Below are 19,865 nucleotides of genomic sequence, written 5' to 3'. Positions count from 1 at the left end.
AGCGGGATGCGCGAGTTCTGGTAAATGTCGCGTTTGCCGATCTCGATGAAGCGGCCAAATTCGTTCAGGCATGAGAGGCCCATGGGAATCGCTTCCCCGGCCAGGGCGTTGAGGACGACGTCCACGCCGCGTCGATTCGTGAGTTCCATCACGGCTTCGGCAAAGTCGCCGCGCCGCGAATCGATGACATGCTTCGCACCGAGTGTCTCCATCAGTGAGCGCTTGGTCGCGCTGCCCGCACTGGCGATCACTTCCGCCCCGAGATGATGCGCGATCTGGATCGCCGCCATGCCCACGCCACCGGCGCCCGCGTGCACGAGGATGGTCTCGCCCTTGCGAATGCGCGCCACGTTTTTGAGCGCGTGCCAGGCGGTCATGAAGACCACCGGGATCGTCGCCGCTTCTTCAAAGGACAGCCCATCGGGAATGCGGCGCATGTCACCCGCCCGGGCGAGCGTCTGCGTCGCAATGCCGAAGACGGCCAGGCCGAAAACGCGATCGCCCGGAGCGATATGCGTAACCCCGGCGCCGACGGCTTTCACGACTCCGCCGACTTCGTCGCCGAAAATGCGCGCATCGGGCGCTTCGCCGGGATAGAGCGCGAGCGCCTTGAGGACGTCGCGGAAGTTCATGCCTGCGGCCTTCACATCGATCAGCACTTCGCCCGGTCCGCACGGCGGCAGCGCAAAAGGCGCAAAGCGCAAGGTATCGAGATGCCCGCGCTCGCGTGACTCGAGGCGCAGCGGCACCGAGGCGTCGAGCGTGCGTTGCAACGAGGGACGGCCGCGATCGAGGCGCTGCGCATAACGCGCTTCGCCACGAAGCGCGATTTCGCGCTCCGGTTCGCTGCGCAGCAGTTCGCTCCACAGCAGCCGCAAGTCAGACGCGGCGGCCGTCGGCGGCAAATCGATGCTCCGGCAGGTGAGGTTCGTGTATTCGTTGAGCACCACGCGCAGCAGGCCGATGGCCGGCGCTTGCGCCACGACCGTGGCCGTCATGTCGCGCCCCACGGGTTGCGCACCGCGCGTGATCGAGTCGATGCGCAGCTTCGCTGCCGGGTAGATCGTTTCGAGCGCCTGGCTGAGATGCAGCAGCGCATCCGTCCCCATCAGCGTGTCGGCGGTCATCTTCGTCGCATCCAGGTTCCAGAGGTAAACGATGCGCTCCGGTGAGGCATCGGCGCAGGACTTCAAGAGACGCGACCAATCCTCCGGCTCCTCCGCGCGGAGGGTGAAAGCATCGATGCCGGTGGTGGCAAATTCCTTGGCGCGCAAGGCCACGCGGCAACGCGCACCCGCGGCGCGCAATTGTGCGGCCAGTTCTTCGCCCAGGCCGGAAGCGTCGGCAAAAATGAGCCACGACTTCTCCGCCGGGGCTTCGATCGAAACCGCAGTCTCCGCCGCGGATGGCGCCCACGCCTTGCGGGCGAGCATGCCGAATTGCCCCTCGCCACCCGTCGGCCCGATCAGCCCCGGCATCGATGCCGTTTCGCTGAAGCCCACTTTGAGCAGCACCTTCTCCCACTGCGCGCGCTCGAGCAGCGGTTGTTCCGGACGCAGGTCGCGATCCGTGAGCCGCCACCAGCCGCTCGTGAGACCGAAGACCGTCTCCGTCCACAATTGCGGCGTCGCCGTGTCCATGAAGGCGAGACTGCCGCCCGGCACGAGCAAGTCGCGCAGATAGCCCAGTGTCGCGCGCACGTCGCTCACCGCGTGCAGCACATTCGTACCGATGATGAAGTCGAACGACCCCGGCTCCAAGCCCTGCTCCGTGCCCGGTTTCTCCAGGTCGAATATCTTGCACTCCACTTCCGGGAAAGCCGCCAGCTTCTGCATCGCGCTGGGGAAAAATCCCGCCGAGACGTCGGTAAACAGATAGGTGTGCAGCTTGCGCTCGAGCAACGGCAATACATGCGCCGCGAGACCCGCCGTTCCCCCACCTACTTCCAGGATCCGCAATCCGCGACCCTCGGGAAGATGACGTGCCGTCTCCTGCACCGTGGCGGCAATCGCCGCCAACCAGCGGCTCGTGTAAAGACCGTCGCCGTAAAATTGCTCGAGCAACTCCGCACCCGTGCTCGCAAAGAGCACCTGCACCGCATCTTTTTCCCCACGCAGGATTGGACCGAGTTCCGCGCAGTTCCCCGCGCACAGCAGCGCCTCCGGCAAATGTCCGGCGTGCTCCGCGATGAAGGCGCGCAGCGTTTCCTGTGCGGCCACGGCGGTCGTGGCAAACAGAGGCGTGGGCCGGTAGCCCGCGCTGCTCTTCTTGAGCATGCCATGCTTCACGAGACCCAACATCAATCGCTCAAAGGCCGGCTGCATCGGCACCGCCACGCGCAACGACTCCGCGGTAAACGACACATTCGCCGTCACGCCCATCGTATCCAACCCATGGACAATTTGCGCCGCCGCCAGTTCGTCACCCGCCTTCATGGCCGCGACCAGTGCCTCGCGGCCGTGATCGCCGATCACCTGCTCGGAAGCATGAACCGCCACGCCGCGCAATTCTTCCAGCGGCAACGGCGGCCGCGAAGTGGCCGGCAAAGCCGACGGCGTGCGTTCCCAATCCACATGATAGAGCACATCGCGTGTGCCGCCCGACGCACCTGCACGCCGCACTCCAGCCACGCTGATCGCCCGGAAGCCATCGACCAGCACACAAGGCTGGCCCGCTTCGTCATAAAGACCGATGCGGCCTTCCACGAAATCGTCATTGCACTGCAAAACTCCGGCCTGCACGCGCACGGAAGCGCCCGGCGCACGCAGGAAAAGGATGCGCGCAAAACGCACCGGCAGCTTCATGCGCGCGCGGCGGTCTTCCACCGTCGCCGCGCCGGCGGAAAAAGTCTGCAACGCGCCGTCGAACAACACCGGATGCAGCGCATATTCGCTGGCCCGCAACGCGATCGTTTCCGAAAGCGCCACGCGGCCGGCGGAATGCCCGCCGCCCGCGGAAAGCTCGCGAATGGGCCGGAATTCCTCGCCGTAACGCAACCCAAGGTCGCTCATGTAGCGGTAGAATCCCTCAACTTCCACGGGCTCCACGCCTTTGTCCGCATGTCCGTCCCAGACGGTCGACGCAAACGCGGACTCGGTGCGCTCCCCGCGCATCGAACCCACCACATGCAACGACCAGGCCGCGCCTTGCTCGAAGCGGCTCTGGATGGCAAACGTCCGTTCACCCGGTTCATAAGTCACCTCGAGATGCACGCTGGAGGCCGCTTCCGGCAGGATCAGCGGCTTGCGAATCTCAAAGTCCTCGACCACGAAAGCGCGCCCCTCGAAAAGCTGCACCCCGGCTTCGAGGATGATGTCCACGAACCCCGCCGCCGGGAAGATGACATGCGTGTCCACCTTGTGATCCTTGAGATACGCCATGTGCCGGCTATCGAGCCGGATGGTCCACGTCGGCGTGGCGCGAGGCAGGCGCTGCTCCAGGAATCCACGTCCACCCGCGCCGAGGCGGCCTTCGCGCCAATCGCTCGCTTCATTCCACCAGCGGCTCTTGTCCCACGCGTAGGCGGGCAGTGAGAGCAGGCGGCGGGAAGGCGTCATCGCCGCAAAATCCAGCGGCACCGCGGCGCGATGCAGGTCCATGGCTGTCTCCAGCAAGGACTCGTGTTCGCGCTCGCGACGCGCGGAAGACAATACCGGCATCTTGGGACCAGTGCGGCCCGCGAGACATTCCTGGATCGAGTGCACCAGCGCGGGATGTGCGCCGATTTCCAGCCACACATCCACGCCGAATTCCGCAAGGGCATTCACCGCCGAGGCAAATTGCACCGGCTGCCGCACGCCCTGGCCCCAATGCTCGGGACCGCACGCTTCACCTGCGCAACGATCACCGGTCACCGTGCTAAAGAAGGGCGTCGTCTCCGCCTGCGGCTCCAGGTCGGCAATGGCCGTCTCGAGTTCCTCGGAAGCCGGCCGCATGAGCGGATGATGGAAAGGATGATCGACCCGCACGAGACGCGCGAAGACGCCCTGCGGTTCCAGTTCGGCCACCATCGCTTCGAGCGATAGGCGTGGCCCCGCGAGAGTCAGCGAACGCGGCCCATTGATCGCCGCGATGGTTACCGTACGGTCATGCCGCGAGATGAGCGTCTTCGCTTCGTCTTCACCGAGACCCACGGCCAGCATGGTGCCTTCACCGCGGGCGCAGCCATCCATGAAGCGCGAGCGCAGCACAATGATCCGTGCGCCTTCCTCGATGCTGAAAACACCGGCGACACACGCCGCCGCAATCTCGCCCACGCTGTGCCCGACGATCGCCGCCGGCTCCACGCCCCACGATTTCCACAGCGCCGCCAGCGCCACTTGCATCGCGAAAATGGAAGGCTGCGCGATCTCCGTGCGATGCATCTGCGAGGTCTCCTCACTGCGGCCCAGTTCCTCCAGCAGCGAGAAGCGCGCATGCGGCTTCATCGCCTTGGCGCAACGCTCCATCGTCTCGCGGAAGACCGGTTCGTGACGCATGAGTTCGCGCCCCATGCCCCACCACTGCGGCCCCTGCCCGCTCATCACGAAGGCGACGCGCGGCGCCGTTTCGCGACGCGGAGTGAAAGCGGTGCGGATGCGGGTGCTCTCCTGCGCGCCCGCAAAATCTTCCAGTTCCTGGATCAACTCCGTCATCGACTTCGTCGCCAGCGTGAGCCGGTAGGCGTGATGATTGCGCCGCGCGCCCAGCGAGTAAACGAGGTCGGGCAGCAAAGGCGTGTCGCCATTGGCATGCGAGCGCTCCTCGAGCCACTTCGCAAAATGCCCGGCATAACTCTGCAACGCCTTCTCCGAGCGCGCGGAAAGCACCACCGGCCACGGGCGCTCGATCGGATCTTCGTGATGCTCCTGGTGCGGACGCGCCGGCGGCTCTTCGAGAATGATGTGCGCATTCGCCCCGCCGAAGCCGAATGAATTGACGCCCACCATGCGTGCGCCCTTCACCTCTGGCAGTGGCTCGAGCGTGGTATTCACGCGCAACTTCAACTTCTCGAAATCGATATTCGGGTTCGGCGTCTCGAAATGCAGATTCGCCGGAATCTGCCGGCGCTTGAGCACCAGCATCGCCTTCACGAGTCCGGCCACCCCGGCGGCCGTTTCCAAGTGCCCGAGATTGGTTTTCACCGAGCCAACGGTCAGCGGCTTGTCCGCCGGCCGATTGGCGCACAGCGCTTCCGCCAGGGCGTGCGCTTCGATGGGATCGCCCACCGCCGTGCCCGTGCCGTGCGCTTCCACGAAACTGATCTGCAACGGATCGATGCCCGCGTCCACACACGCGTCATGCACCAGCCGCGCTTGGGCCTCGGGGCTCGGCAACGAAATGCCATTCGTATGCCCGTCCTGGTTCAGCGCCGTGCCGACCACGATGCCCTGGATCGGATCGCCATCAGCGACCGCTTGCGAGTAGCGCTTCAGCAGCACCATGCCCGCGCCTTCGCCACGCACGAAGCCGTTGGCCGACGCGTCGAACGCCTTGCACTTGCCGTCGGGAGACAGCATCGAAGCCTGCGAAAATCCGATGAACCCACCGGGCGTGATCATCACCGTCACACCTCCGGCCATCGCGACATCGCCGCGACCGCTCCAGATGTGCTCGCAAGCCGCATGCACCGCCGTGAGCGCCGACGAACACGCCGTGTCCATGGCCACGCTCGGCCCGCGCAGGTTCAGGCAGTAGGAGATACGATTGGCCGCGATGCTGTGCGCGCTGCCCGTCGGCGAATGCGGCGAAATCCCCGCCGAATCCCAAGGAGTGCCCTGGATCACCTGATAGTCATTGTGCGAAATACCGACGAACACGCCAATGTCCGTCCCCTTTTCGAAATCGAGTACGACACCCGCATCCTCGATCGCCTCCCAAGCCGTCTCCAACAGCAACCGCTGCTGCGGGTCGACATATGGAGCCTCCCGCGGCGAGATGCCGAAAAACTGCGGGTCAAACTGATCGATCGCATCGAGGAAGCCACCGCGCTTGGCGATCGACTTGCCGATGACGCCCGGTTCCGCATCGTAAAAACGTTCCACGTTCCACCGATCCGGTGGCACCTCGCTGATCGCTTCCTTCCCCTCCACCAGTAATTTCCAGAGCGCCTCCGGGTGATTGATTCCGCCGGGGAATCGGCAGCCGACTCCAATGATTGCAATTCGGTCTTTGGACATGGGTATTATAAAGGGGCCGGAATAGCCGGGTCTGCGATTGACCGATGGCATGAATGCCCCGTCAAGCCGCGTTTCCACAAATATCGCAGCCGCGAGACCTTTGCGCCTACGCAATAGTGCGGCAACTCTGGAAAGTCGCGTGATTCTGACCAGTGTGGAACCGCCCAATGCCGGTTCCGGGTGAAATGCCCCCAAGACCCCCGGCGGCCAGGGGTTGTCATGGTGGCCGGTCATGTTGCGCTGCTACATATAGGCCACCCCCAATGAATCCTCGCAAACCCGTTGGCCTTGGGCGCCGTCAATTTCTCAAGGCTTCCGCCGCCACCGCCCTGGCCGGCGCGGTGCATGGCGCCGCCGCACCAGCGGCCACGTCGCCAAAAATGGCCACCCTCGTAGCCGACGAGAATCGCCGGCCCGGCACCTCGGATTGGCAACTCACGCGCGCGCGGCTCGACAAACAAGCCGGCGTCCGGGCTTCCGCCATCGAAGGCTACTGCTCAAAGCAATCGGTGCTCGCCGGGGAATCGCTCCACATTTTCGCCAGCACAAATCCGGCGTCAAAGTTCACCATCGAGATCTTCCGCACCGGTTTCTACGGCGGTCGTGGTGCCCGGTTGATGACCACGCTCGGACCGTTCGACGGCAAAAAGCAGCCCGACCCGACCTTGGGCGACAAGCGCCTCATGGAGTGCCAGTGGGACCCCAGCGCCACGCTCACCATCCCCACGGACTGGCCCAGCGGGGTGTACCTGGGCCGCTTGACGACCCTGCCGGAAGCCGCCGACAAACCTTACTGGCAGAGCTACGTCGTCTTCATCGTGCGCGATACCCGCAAGGCCGACATCCTCTTCCAGTGCAGCGACAATACCTGGCAGGCCTACAACAAATGGCCCGAGAGCACCTCGCTCTACACCGACCCCCGCGGAGCACACGCCCGCGGGGTCGCCGCGAGCTTCGATCGCCCCTACGGCAAATACGCCCAGATCTACGAGAATCCCCAGTCGATCGGCTCGGGTGAATGGCTCTGCTTCGAGTTTCCCCTCGCCTATTGGCTCGAAGAGCACGGCTACGACGTCACCTATTGCTCGAATAGCGACTGCCTCGATCCCGCGCAGATCACCCGCTGCCAGACCTTCATCAGCGCGGGCCATGATGAATACTGGGATGTCCGGCAGTACGACGCAGTGAAGACCGCAATCGATTCCGGCGTGAATGCCCTCTGGCTCAGCGGCAATTCCTGCTTCGCCGTCTCCCCCTTCAGCCCGTCGAGCGATGGCCGCGAGAAGCGTATCATCGAGCGGATCGGCCACTATTCCGGTCTCACCGATGCCGAAGTGGCGAAGGAGGAAAAGGTCTTCACCAAGGATTACCAGCGCGCGGGCCCCGACGAGAGCCTCATCATCGGCGCCCGCAGCGTCGTCCCTTTCAATGGCGGCGGCGACTGGACCTGCACGCGGCCCGAGCATTGGATCTTCGAGGGCACCGGCATGAAAAAGGGCGACAGCATCCCCGGTCTCGTCGGCTGGGAGCACCACGGCGCGCCGGCCAGCATCCCCGGCAATGAAGTCGTCGCCGAAGGCCTCGTCTGGGCGGGTGGCGTGAACCCCTCGCGTTACACCGCCACCCTCTTCCCCGGCCCGCGGAAGAATTTCGTCTTCAACGCCGCGACCATCTTCTGGGTCCAGGGCCTCTCCTCCCCACCCGGCCACATGCCCCCGTGGTCGCACTGGTCCCGTCCCCACGGCCCGGACGAGCGCGTCCAACGCATCACGCAGAACCTGCTAAAAAAGGCGTCCCAAAACGCCTGAGGAAAAGTCCGGCTTTGCCCCTTCGGGCAAGAGAGGTCGCGTACACGCCCTGCGCTCACGAGCGAGCGTACCCGTCCCATTGCTCCTCTTCCTCCCATCCGTCCCATTCTTCCCATAACGCGTGCTCGCTCTCGCACCGCCGGGCCGTTAAATCCAGCGCCTTTCGTGAACAACCGCCTGCTCATCTTCATCCTCGCCGCTCTCTCCATGCTCGGCGCGCTTTCCATCGACGCTTATCTGCCCGCTCTCCTCACCATCGCCGGCGTCTTCTCGGTCACTCCCGCTGCCGCCCAGCAGACTCTCACCGTCTATCTCATCGCCTTCGCCTTCATGACGCTCTTCTACGGCACGCTGTCCGATTCCTTTGGCCGCCGTCCCGTGCTGCTCCTCTCCATGCTACTCTACGTGCTCAGTTCCATCGGCGCCGGTCTATCCACCAGCCTCGGCATGCTCATCCTCTTTCGCTTCTTCCAGGGAGCGACCGCAGGGGCGGGCAGCGTGATCGGCCGCGCCATCGTCGGCGACCTCTTCACCGGTGCGGAAGCGCAGCGCGTCATGTCCTATATCTCCGTCGTCTTTGGGCTCGCCCCGGCCATCGCTCCCGTCCTCGGCGGCTGGTTGCTGGCCTCCTTCGGCTGGCGATCCATCTTCGGTTTCATCGCCGCCTTTAGCGGCCTGCTCCTGCTGCTCTGCGCCCGCGCCCTGCGCGAAAGCCTGCCGCCGGAAAAGCGCCACCCCTTCCGCTTCCGTCCGGTACTGCTGAATTACCTGCATGTCGGCTCCTGCGCGACGTTCATGCTCCAGGGACTCAGCATCGCCTTCACCTTCTGGGGCATCATCATGTACGTCGGCTCCGCACCCGCCTTCGTCATCAACATCCTCCATCTGCGCGAAACCGATTACGGCTGGCTCTTCATCCCGCTCATCGGCGGCATGACTGCCGGATCCTGGGTCGCCGCGCGCTGTAGCCATCGCTTCCGCGCCTCGACGATGATCGGCACCGGCTTCGCCATCATGTTCGTCGCCGCCGCGGCCAATCTCGCCTACGCCCTCCTGGTCCCCGCCGCGATTCCCTGGGCGATTGTCGGCCCCATGTTCTATTGCTTCGGCATGGCCCTGGCGACTCCGGCCATGACCGTCCGCGCCTTGGAAATCTTCCCGCGCCATCGCGGCCTGGCCGCTTCCCTGCAAGGCTTCCTCTTCATGGCCCTCTTCGCCTTCGGCTCGGGAGCCGTCTGTCCCCTGCTCTTCGGCAGCGCCGCCAAGCTCGCCGCCTGTGTAGCCATGGGCGTGGTCCTCAGCGCCATCTGCTGGCGCGCCGGCACTTCGGTCCCGCCGGCCCACGCCGACGAAGGCTTCATCGAGGAAGACCGCAGCCTCGAACATTAGGCGGTGTTCACGAATTACACACTGCACTGTGGTGTAGGGCGCGTGTCCCCACGCCTCGGGATGGCGCTGCAATCCGGATTCTCGCTCGGCGCGTGAGGACACGCGCCCTACACCGGTGATCGCCACGCGAAATTCGTGAACACTCCCGTAGTCAGGTCACGCCACCGGCTCCAGCACCTCGCAAGGTTCCGCCCGTCCGCTGGTCAACACGGTGAAAATGGCCCGGCGCAATTCCTCCAGGCTCGCGGGCTTGGCCACGACCATATCGATGCTGGGCGTGCAAGCGCTTCCCTTGCCCACCATCGTCTCAAAACCCGTCAACAGGATCACCGGCTTCGCGGGCGTGAGTTGTTTGATCACGTTGGCCAGTTGCTCCCCGCTCATCCCCGGCATGGCCAGGTCGGTAATCACGAGGTCATATTCATTCTGGCGGTATTTCTCCAGTGCCCCGCCCCCGCTCCCCGCCGTGTCGACCGCATGGCCGTCGGTCCGCAACAATTCGGCAATGAGTTCACAGATGATCGGCTGATCTTCGACCAGTAGGATCCTCAACGATCGCTCGAGATCGGGCGTGAGCGGAGGCTTTTCCAGGGACAGGACGGCGGAGGTGGCCGGAAAGCGCAGGCTGAATGTCGTCCCGGTTCCCAACCCGCTCAGGATATCCACGCGGCCTCCGTGCCGCGTCACGATGCCGTGGACCACCGACAGGCCGAGTCCCGTGCCATTTTCCCCTTTGGTCGTGAAGAAAGGCTCCATGCATTTTTCCGCCGTGGCGTCGTCCATGCCGCACCCATTGTCGGTCACGCACAGCAACGCCACCTCACCCTCCGCCCGCGTCTGAATGCAAATCTCGCCACCGTTGGGCAGCGCATCGACCGAATTGAAAATCAAATTGACCAGCAACTCGCGCAGTTCCGCCGGATTGCCCGCGATCAACGGAATTACCCCGAGATCCGTCTTCACCAGGATGCGCGTTCCGCTCGCCAGCGCCTGGCTGCTCCAGCGGGGCATCGTCAGGGACACGGCCTGCTCGGCCAGAATGTTGAGATTGACCGCGGCAAACGGCTCCGCATCGGTGTCCGATTGATAAAACTCGCGCAGCCGTCGCACCGTGTGCCGGGCATCCTGCCCCGCCGTCATCAGTTTTTTGACGTAGTCCGTGCGCTCGGGATGCTCCAGCAGCAGCTCTCCATAGCCCAGGATCGCGGCCAGTGAATTGTTGAAATCGTGCGCGATGCCGCTGGCCATCACGCCGAGCGCGCCGAGCCGCTCCCGTTTCACCACCTGGGCCTGGGTCGTGCGCAGGCTGCCCAGCGTCTCTTCGAGTTGCCCCGTCCGTTCCCGCACGCGCTTTTCGAGGAACAGGTTGTAGCTCTGCAATTCCTGATGCAGGAACCGCGTCGCCAGCAAGTTTCGGATCCGTGCGACCATCTCCGCGGCGTCCAGTGGCTTGCTCAGGAAATCCTTCGCCCCGACTTTGAGCGCTCGCAGCCTGGTCTCCGGACTGACATCGCCGGTGAGCACCAAAATCGGAAAAAAGTCCTCCTCCGGGATGACCAGCCGCAATTGCTCCATCAACTCGAACCCGTCGAGGTGCGGCATGACGAGATCGAGCAGCATGATGTCGGGACGCAATTGCTGAAACGTCGCGACCGCCGCGCGCGGGTCGTTCGCGATATGGATTTCAAAATGCCCTTCCGATTCGAGCATCCGCTTCAGGAGCAATGAGCCTCGCTCGTCGTCGTCGACGATTAAAATATGCGCGTTCTCATACACGCTGTTGGGCAGGTCCATGATGATTATTCCGTCGGGAAGTCCGCGACTCCATGCACCAGGATGCTGTCGACCACCTGCGCCAGCTTCTTCTTCGATACCGGCTTGGCCAGTGGCCCGAACCATCCGAAAGGGTTGTTGCCCGCGCTCTCTCCCTCCGGCGCCATGCTCGTCATGAAGAGCACGGGAATGTTCTTCGCTTCGTTATCACATTGGATGAGCAACGCCGCCGCCCGCCCATCCAGGTGCGGCATATTGACGTCCATGATCACCAGGTCCGGCGCAAACGCGGCCGCCTCGGCCACCGCCATCTCCGGATCATTCACCTCGCGAACGACGTAGGAACCGGCCCCTTCCAGGGCCAGCCTCGTCAACTCAGTACACGTAGGGTCATCGTCGATCGCCAGAATGCGGTATGTCCGAGCCTCCGAAAGTTGCAGCAATTCCATATCCCCTCTATAAGCACTTCTTAAGCCCCTCCTCTATTTCATCACGTAAAGTAACCCTGATACACCCCTCGGGCTCTTCCCACACCACCACCGTCAATCGACAAATTTTGCCCGAGCCGTCAGATTTTATCGCCTCGCCCTCATTCCCCCACTAATTTCAGTCCAACTCAACCCAAGGAGCAACACTTGCCAAAACCAAATTACCAATTCGAAAAACGCAAAAAGGACATGGAGAAGAAGGCCAAAAAGGAAGAAAAGCGGCTGAAAAAGCTGAACAAAGGCTCCAGTCCCTCGACAGAGTCGACGGAAAACCCCACGTAACGCGCGGACGACGCTAGCGATTCGACGAATCGCCTTCGAGAGGACGCCTATTCCCGGGAAGCCGGGAGGGCTGGGCAGTGCAGCGGCCCTACAGCCCGCCGCATCGGATCACTTTATCGAGTGGAGGCCGATCATATTTCCCTCTGTATCGAGCACGAGGGAGATGAAACCGTGGTCACCGATCGGCGACTTCTCCTTTTGGATGCGCCCGCCGTTCTCTACTGCCCGCGCGGCCATTGCTGCGCAGTCCTCACCGGGGAAGTAGATGATGACGCCGCCAACCCCGGAATCCTTGCCCGGCATCTTCGCCAGCGCCCCCGCGCATCCCGGGCTGTCGCTTTGCATCGGCCACGCCCACATTTCGAGACCCGAAGTCGGGATACATTGCAGGGTCACCTCGAAGGTCTTTTCATAAAACGCCTTGGCCCGGTCCATGTCCTGGACATAGATCTCGAACCAGCCGACGGGATTGCGATTCGCACTCATGTTTTCCATTTCGCCGCTCGCTGGCGTCTCGGTTGTGCTTTTCCCAACTAGCGCGCCGCTCGCGGACCATGGCTCGCCTGCTCGGCGCGAGAAAGGTCGGCCTGGCCTTCCGTTTCCTGGCCCAGGAAAATCCGGATCTCGCCCCGATTCTTCAATGGCCACGGATCGGTCGGCTGTTGCTCAATCATCCTCGAATAATACATCTGGGCGACATCCCAGTGCTTCTGCACTTGGGCGCGCGCTGCTCTGCTCGCCAACCACACGTACGACCAGGGACTGTAAAAAATTGCGATTCCGCAGATCAGGACGATGGCCGGAACCGCCAGCCTGGCCGCACCCGCGGGTGCGGAGAGCGCGCCAGCAGCGAGCAACCCGACGATCAATCCGGCGACGTGCGCGCCGTTGGCGACGGCCATCGTCCCCGTCGCCGTCATGACGATGCACAGCACCAGCCAAATGAGAAACAGCCGGATGCGATCCTTCGGCAGGACTTCGGCGGCGGAGTGGGTACCGAATGACTGGCCGCCCCATAAAAGGCCGAAGATGGCGTAAACCACCCCGGACATCCCGACGCCGGTGCTGCCGGCAAACGAGAGCTCCAGGGTGGACGCGCAGCAACCGGAAATCAGAATGAGCAGCGCGTAAAACTTCGCCCCGTACTGCTCCTCGACGTACCCGCCGAGGATGTAAAGCCAGTAGGCATTGAAGAACAGGTGGAAGGCATTGACGTGCACGAACATCGAAGCCACAAGGCTCCAGTAGTCGCCGAGGAAGACGTCGTAGCCGTTGGAAATGCCAAACCGCCGCCAATCGCCATCGGGACTTCCCGACAGGAAAACCCACGCCGTCCAGGCGACCGAGACGGCGATGAGGAGGACCGTGACCGGGCGGTTCTTCATGGACGCCACCGCATTTCGCTCCTGGCTGTTCTGTTATTCTGTCCCAAGGCGTTCGTTCATTGTGAGTGGTGCTGGCCGCGCTGGATGCTGCCGGGGCGCGCGACACAGGCAAGACATTGGTCCAGGGAAACTCGTGTCGAACCCTTATCCCACCTTTCCTGCCTTCCTACGTGTCTTCGTACCTTCGTGGTAAATAATTCCACCACGTTCCGGGCGTCGGCTCGACACACCGGCCCGCGAAGACCGGCTTTCACCACCGCAGCGGCGGCGATCAGTGACTGCAGCGCAGCCAGCGGACCGCTGTTTTGTAGCGGCGTCGGGCGATGCGCATCTCGTTTTCGGCGAAAATCTCGTAATGCCAGTCGCCACGGCGCGTGGCGTCCTGTCGAAACTGCCGGCAGAGCCAGACGTTTCGGCGGAGTTGGGGAATATCGTCAACGGTGTAGACCATGGAAGCAGGGATGATGGAGTTGCAGTCGCATTTCAGTGCAGGCGATGTACCGAGCTCGCTGCGGGAAGTGTGTATTTGCGCCGCGGATTTCCCGCTGGCGCTCTCCTCTCCCGAATCACGAAATCGCGAAAGTGTGACGGGAGAAGCCGCCAGGATTGGATCACTTTCTTCTTGACAAGAAGGAGCATACGTGCTAACCTCAGCGCGTGAATGGGAGAGATGGGCTCGGAGGGTCAGGGGGATCGGACGCGGTCGGAATGCCGGAAAGGAAAACGTGATGAAACTGCTGATTCATACTTGTCGATTGCGGAAACCTGTCGTGCTGTCAAAAAGACCGCCGGACGGGGCGCTGTCTTGCACTCGAGTGGAGCCGGATAGTCGGACGAAGGTTGCTCCATCCGAGGGCGGCGGGGTCACCCGCAATCAAGCCAAATCAAGGCAATTCAAGGTAATCAAGGTCGCAAAATTTTCGGGTGGCTCTGATTCTGGGCCCGCTGGCCGTCGTTTGTTCTACACGGAATGGCTTTCCTGCGGTCGCTCTCAATCGTGTCGGGTCGTGCCTAATCGTGCCTCTAATTTTTTCGGCATCTCACCTCGATCCCACCTTCCCTTCCACCCCGCTCCCACCGGCTTCTACAGAGGCGATCCCACCGGATCCCACTCGTGATTTATCAAAGCCTCCGGTGCCGGGATCAAGACCTGCCTTGGAGGAAAGGCGCTCCTCATGGGAGAGAGATGTTCCACACCGAATCACCCGTCATGAATGATTGGAGTAAAAAGAAACCGGTCGCCAAGGGAAGTTCCGCCGAATACAGGGAGAACACATGTGTGGCATCGCAGGTATAATCGATCTCTCTGACCAACGGCCGGTGCCCGAAGAAGCGGTGCGCAAAATGACGCGCGCCATCCTCCATCGCGGGCCGGATGAGGAAGGCTTCTATTTCGCCAACGGCATCGGGCTCGGCATGCGCCGCTTGAGCATCGTAGGTCTGGCCGATGGCCAGCAGCCGGTGACTAATGAAGACCGGAGCGTGAACGTCATTTTCAACGGCGAACTTTTCGATCACCTGGAGAAGCGCGCCGAACTCGAGGCGCGCGGACATCGCCTCATCAAGCACTGTGACACGGAGGTCATCCCCCATCTTTGGGAGGAGTATCAGCAGGACATGTGGGCGCGATTGCGCGGACAATTTGCCATCGCGGTGTGGGACGAGAAGCGACGACGGCTGACGCTCGGGCGGGACCGTTTTGGCATCTGTCCGCTCTACTGGACACGGCAGGGCGACTGGCTGCTTTTCGCCTCGGAGATCAAGGCGCTGCTTGCTTCGGGCCTGGTGCCGGCGCGGCCGGACCGGCGCGGCATCGATCACGTCTTCACTTTCTCCGCGCTGCCGGGGCCGATCACTTGTTTCGAGGGCGTGCAGTTGCTGCGTGCCGGCCACTTTCTCGACATCACTCCCGGCGCCGCCAACGGCCGCAGCGCCGAGATCAAAGAGCACGCTTATTGGGAAATGGATTTCCCCGACATGGGCGACGAAGAGCGCGGGCAGGACCCGAAGAAGCTCGTCGATGCCTTCGAGGAAGTGATGATGCGCTCCGTCGACACGCGCCTGAAGGCGGACGTGCCGGTGGGCTCGTATCTTTCCGGCGGGGTGGACTCGAGCATGATCGCCGCGCTCGCCTGCCACCTGAAGGGCGAGTCGATCAACACCTACACCATCCGCGTGGATTCGCCCGAGCTGGACGAACTCGACGCGGCCAATCTCGTCGCGCGGCACATCAAGACCAAGCCGCCGATCGTGCAGGACTTCCGCGCGCAAGACGCGATCAATACCTACCCCGAGCTGCTGCGCGCCGCGGAGGCGCCGGTGGTCGATACCTCCTGCGCGGCGCTGCTCCAGTTGGCCCGCCGGGTGCATCAGAACGACCAGAAAGTGGTGCTCACCGGCGAAGGCGCGGACGAATGGATGATCGGTTATCCATGGTACAAGGCCGCCAAGATCCTCAACTATCTCGATGTGATTCCCGGACTGCAGTTGAGCGATCTCGCGCGCCGCGGCTACCTGCGTCTCAACAAGGTGCCGCAATATTCGCGTGAGTTCCGGCACGGGATCGAGGCCGCCGTCGGCGGACCCAATGCGTGGATCGATGCCTACGGCCTGCTCGGCCTCTCGAAGCTCCGTTTCTATTCCGACGCGATGCACGAAGTCCGCGAGCAGGCGAACCCGTGGGACGATTTGCAGATCCCGCTCGAGCGCGCCAAGCGCTGGCACCCGCTGAACCGTGGCATCTGGGTCGCGGGCCGCGTGACGCTCGCCGGCCATCTGCTGCAAGCGAAAGGCGACCGCGTCGCCATGCACTCCTCGGTGGAAGTGCGCTATCCGTTTCTCGACGAGGATGTTTTCACCTTCCTCTCGAAGCTCGACCCAAGTTGGAAGCTGCGCGGTTTCCGCGACAAACATATCCTGCGCTTGCTGGCCGAACGCTGGCTGCCGCCGTCAGTCTATCAACGTCGCAAGGTCATCTTCCGCGCGCCCTTGGACAGCTTCCACATGGATCCCGAGCCGCCGTTCATCGGCCAGCTCTTGAGCGAGGAATCATTGCGGCGCACCGGCTATTTCGATGTGGCCGCCGTGCGCCACTGGCGCAATGCCTTCCGCCAAATGCGGGAGGGCTCCATGCCGCGCTTGTCGGTCGAGGGCGGTCTCGCCGCCGTGGTGGCCACGCAGTTGTGGCATCATCTCTACATCGACTCCAGCCTGGCCGATCTGCCGGCGTAGCAGAAGGGACGTAATCGCCGCCGCCGCGTGGATCAATGCAGCTTCCCGAGAAGCTCCCGGCCCAAGTCCTTCGTTTCCGGATCATCCTTCTCCGTGTTGGGCAGCGATAGTCCCTTGGCGAGGCACTTCCTGGCCTCGGTCGTCCTGCCCATTTGCATGTAGGTCCGGCCCAATTCAATGTGATGCATCAGTCGGTTGGGATTGAGTTCAATCGCCTTTTCGAAACACCGCACGGCGTCTTCATACCGGGCGGGCGGCAGCTTGCCATACGCGATCTGCGCGAGCGCGCGCTTTACTCCGCTCACGTCGGCCAGCGCGAGGTACCAGCGGCCCAGGATTTGCCAGGCAAGATCGTTGTTCGCGTCGAGGGCGAGCGTTTTATCCACCGCGGATTTGATGAGTCGTGAATCGGCGATTTGGTCCCCCGTCCCCACCAGAGGGAGCAGCTTGCCATAGCTGATCGCCACCGCCAGTTGTGTGTCCGGATCGTTGGGTGCGATGGCCACAGCGCGTTGCGCATAGCCCACCGCCGTCGTGCACAATTGCTTCTTCTGTTCCTTTGCCGCAGTTTCACTCATCAGGTGCCGGTACTGGCGGGCGATGCGCACCAGCAGTTGCGGATTGTTCGGGTCGAGCTTTTCCGCCGGTAGATAGTACTTCAACGCCTCGGAAGGCTCCAGCCGGGCATAGTAGACATCACCCTTGCGAATCAACTCCTCCGAGGCCTCCGAGGCTCTGCCCTTAGCGACAAAGAACAGCCCACTCGCGGCGACGAGGGTGCTGAAAAGAAAGGCGCGGCGCATAATGAATCGGGGTGGCGATGTACATTACACTTCGCAGCCCATTCGCAAGTTGGACTTCACGGAATTTCCGTGAGTCCCCTTTCACTTCGTCTTATTCACCGACTCTTCCACGATCCGGCCCGCATTGAGCAGGGCGGCCTCTCCTCGTGGAGGCCCGATCAGTTGCAAGCTCGTGCGCTCCACATTGGCATGGGTCAGCGGGATCGGCAGCGCCAGCGCGGGATTGCCGGCAAAATTCACCGCCACCGTATTCTGAAAATCAAGCACGAAGATCTCGAGGATGCCGAGCTTCAAGTTTGGCGGAATCGCGGGAGGCGTGGATTGCAAGGTAGGCAAGGCCACAAAATCCACTTTATGAAGCACATTGCGCAACGCGTGTTGCCACTCGGACTTCCGGGAGAGCGATCTCTGGTACAGAAGTGGATAGGTCAGCCGCCCCGCAATGATGGCCGCTTTGGTGCGGGAACTGATGCCGGACTTGGCGAGATACTGTCCGTCGCTTTTCCAAGCCCCGCCGGCCGCCACTGTGTTTCCGTCCGTCTTGGCCTGGTCCCACTTTTTCCGGAACTCCTCATCCAGCGGCACCACTTGGAAGCCCGCCTTCGCCAGGGCGTCATCGACCGCCTTGTCCACGACCGAATTTGTCCCCTTCAAATACAGCCGCCCGATCCGGATACTGCCGCCGGAGGGCTTGGCGGCCTTCGCCGCCGCGTACTGGGATTCGAAGCCACTTTGCAAGAGGCCCATCCCCTTGACCGTCGCCTCGATATCTTTACCGATGGGGCCCACGGTATCGAGGTGCTCCGGTTCGATCGGCACCACCCCTTGGATGGGAACCAAGCCATGCGTCGTCTTCAATCCGACCACCCCGCAGCAGGCCGCCGGCACCCGCACCGAGCCAGCCGTGTCCGTCCCGAAAGAAACATCGGCATCCCCCCGCGCCACGGCCACTGCCGAGCCGCACGACGAGCCCCCAGGAATCAGCCGGTGCATATGGCTGAGCGGACTTTTGGGCGTGCCGTAGTATTCATTGAAACCGGAGGGAGAGACGGCGAGTTCGCTCAAGTTCGTCTTGCCGACGATCGTCACCCCGCTCTGCCGTGCGCCCGCGAGGCACGGTGCGTCCTTGGGCGCGGGCGTGCTGTTTTTCGCGAGGTATTCCGAGCCGGCGGTGGTCACCACGCCCCGCATGTCGATATTGTCCTTCACGGCCAGCCTCAAGCCCGGGTTCTTCGCCGGTGGCCAGTACTCGATGAACGCGTGGTGACGTTCGGTGTGCCCGGCGGAATGAGGGATCAACAAACAGCCGCTGAAGAGCAGCATCGAGGCGAGCCCGAGGACGGCGCAGCGAGGGAGGATACGATCACGAGCTTTCAACATGGCGGGCAGACTAGACGGGATGGTCTCAAAGCAAAAGACTTTGCATTGAGCATCGGCGTAACAGCCCTGTCCGGCCGCCCCTTACTCCAATTTCAACGAGCGCAGACGCAGGGCGTTGGCGATGACCGAAACCGAACTCAGGCTCATGGCCACGCCGGCGATGATCGGGCTCAGGAGCAGTCCAAAAACCGGATACAGCGCGCCGGCGGCGAGCGGGATGCCGAAGGCATTGTAGATGAAGGCGAAGAAGAGATTCTGCCGGATATTGCGCATCACCGCGCGGCTCAGAAGGATGGCCCTCACGATGCCGCCGAGGTCGCCCTTCACCAGCGTGACGCCGGCGCTTTCCATGGCCACATCCGCACCCGTGCCCATGGCGATCCCCACATCGGCGGCGGCCAGTGCGGGCGCGTCGTTGATGCCGTCCCCGGCCATGGCCACGACCTCGCCATTCCGCCGCAATGCCTCCACCCGCGCGTGCTTGTCACCGGGCGCGACACCGGCTTCCACCCGGTCGATGCCCACCTGCGCCGCCACCGCCTGCGCGGTCTGCAGATTGTCGCCCGTGAGCATGATCACCTGCAGCCCGAGCGCATGGAGCGATCGGATCGCCGCCGGGGTCGACGCTTTGATCGGATCGGCCACCGCCAGAAACCCAACGGCGCGCCCCTCTCGCGCGACGAAAATCACCGTCTGCCCTCGCTTCTCCCGTGCCTCCGCCGATGCGGCCAGCGCCTCCATTTCCGCCACCGCATGCTCCCGCAAAAACGCCCGCTTCCCGGCCAGCACGGCCTGCCCGCTCACCGTCGCGCTCACCCCGCCGCCGGTCGTCGAGCTGAAATCCTGCGTCGCGAGCAGCTTCAGCTCGCGCTCCCGCGCCGCAGCGACAATCGCCGCCCCGAGCGGATGTTCGCTGGACTGTTCCACCGCTGCCGCCAGCGCGATGAGTTCCTCCTCACCGATACCGGCTGCCGGATGCACTTCCACGAGGCGCGGCTTCCCTTCGGTCAGCGTCCCCGTTTTGTCCACGACCACCGTGCTCACCTTCTCCAATCGTTCGATGGCTTCCGCATTCTTGATCAGCACACCGGCACGCGCCCCCCGCCCCACCCCCACCATGATCGACATCGGCGTCGCCAAACCCAGCGCGCACGGACAGGCAATGATC

The 19,865-nt window shown here is 63.2% G+C and carries 12 protein-coding genes; 3 read left to right on the top strand and 9 right to left on the bottom strand.

Annotation, left to right across the window (positions count from 1 at the left end; all coding sequences use genetic code 11):
• Nucleotides 1-6,158: beta-ketoacyl synthase N-terminal-like domain-containing protein (locus ABJF10_RS16580; RefSeq protein ID WP_348545704.1), on the bottom strand; the 6,158-nt coding region annotated here is incomplete at its 3' end.
• Nucleotides 6,159-6,421: 263 nt separating this feature from the next.
• Here ABJF10_RS16580 and ABJF10_RS16575 point away from each other — a divergent pair.
• Both ABJF10_RS16575 and ABJF10_RS16570 read left to right on the top strand, forming a co-directional pair.
• A complete protein-coding gene (locus tag ABJF10_RS16575; protein WP_348545703.1) occupies nucleotides 6,422-7,966 on the top strand; it encodes a N,N-dimethylformamidase beta subunit family domain-containing protein in 1,545 nt (514 codons plus the stop codon).
• A 165-nt stretch (nucleotides 7,967-8,131) separates the two neighbouring features.
• Nucleotides 8,132-9,355 (top strand): multidrug effflux MFS transporter, encoded by a 1,224-nt coding sequence (locus ABJF10_RS16570; RefSeq protein ID WP_348545702.1) that lies wholly within the window; start codon nucleotides 8,132-8,134, stop codon nucleotides 9,353-9,355.
• A 156-nt stretch (nucleotides 9,356-9,511) separates the two neighbouring features.
• Here the strand turns inward: ABJF10_RS16570 and ABJF10_RS16565 are convergent, their stop codons facing one another.
• The 5 genes from ABJF10_RS16565 to ABJF10_RS16545 form a co-directional block, all read right to left on the bottom strand.
• A complete protein-coding gene (locus tag ABJF10_RS16565) occupies nucleotides 9,512-11,149 on the bottom strand; it encodes a response regulator (protein ID WP_348545701.1) in 1,638 nt (545 codons plus the stop codon).
• 5 nt (nucleotides 11,150-11,154) lie between these two features.
• Entirely contained in the window at nucleotides 11,155-11,577 is a 423-nt protein-coding gene (locus ABJF10_RS16560) for a response regulator (protein ID WP_348545700.1), read from the bottom strand.
• Nucleotides 11,578-12,006: 429 nt separating this feature from the next.
• A complete protein-coding gene (locus tag ABJF10_RS16555; RefSeq protein ID WP_348545699.1) occupies nucleotides 12,007-12,384 on the bottom strand; it encodes a VOC family protein in 378 nt (125 codons plus the stop codon).
• Between the two features lie 47 nt (nucleotides 12,385-12,431).
• A complete protein-coding gene (locus tag ABJF10_RS16550; protein WP_348545698.1) occupies nucleotides 12,432-13,283 on the bottom strand; it encodes a rhomboid family intramembrane serine protease in 852 nt (283 codons plus the stop codon).
• A 271-nt stretch (nucleotides 13,284-13,554) separates the two neighbouring features.
• Entirely contained in the window at nucleotides 13,555-13,734 is a 180-nt protein-coding gene (locus ABJF10_RS16545; RefSeq protein ID WP_348545697.1) for a hypothetical protein, read from the bottom strand.
• Between the two features lie 824 nt (nucleotides 13,735-14,558).
• On the opposite strand from ABJF10_RS16545, the gene asnB reads away from it, so the two are divergent.
• Nucleotides 14,559-16,514: an asparagine synthase (glutamine-hydrolyzing) gene (gene asnB, locus ABJF10_RS16540; protein ID WP_348545696.1), complete on the top strand. Its 1,956-nt coding sequence runs from the start codon at nucleotides 14,559-14,561 to the stop codon at nucleotides 16,512-16,514.
• Between the two features lie 32 nt (nucleotides 16,515-16,546).
• Here asnB and ABJF10_RS16535 read toward each other — a convergent pair whose 3' ends face one another.
• The 3 genes from ABJF10_RS16535 to ABJF10_RS16525 form a co-directional block, all read right to left on the bottom strand.
• Nucleotides 16,547-17,317, bottom strand: a complete 771-nt coding sequence (locus tag ABJF10_RS16535) for a tetratricopeptide repeat protein (protein ID WP_348545695.1) — start codon at nucleotides 17,315-17,317, stop codon at nucleotides 16,547-16,549.
• 81 nt (nucleotides 17,318-17,398) lie between these two features.
• Nucleotides 17,399-18,697: an amidase gene (locus ABJF10_RS16530; RefSeq protein WP_348545694.1), complete on the bottom strand. Its 1,299-nt coding sequence runs from the start codon at nucleotides 18,695-18,697 to the stop codon at nucleotides 17,399-17,401.
• An 81-nt stretch (nucleotides 18,698-18,778) separates the two neighbouring features.
• Nucleotides 18,779-19,865 (bottom strand): heavy metal translocating P-type ATPase (locus ABJF10_RS16525; protein ID WP_348545693.1); only part of this gene is annotated, 1,087 nt, incomplete at its 5' end.

The sequence above is a fragment of the Chthoniobacter sp. genome, from assembly GCF_040003245.1.
Taxonomy (GTDB): Bacteria; Verrucomicrobiota; Verrucomicrobiia; order Chthoniobacterales; family Chthoniobacteraceae; genus Chthoniobacter.
This window is presented reverse-complemented; position numbering and strand designations above follow the sequence as displayed.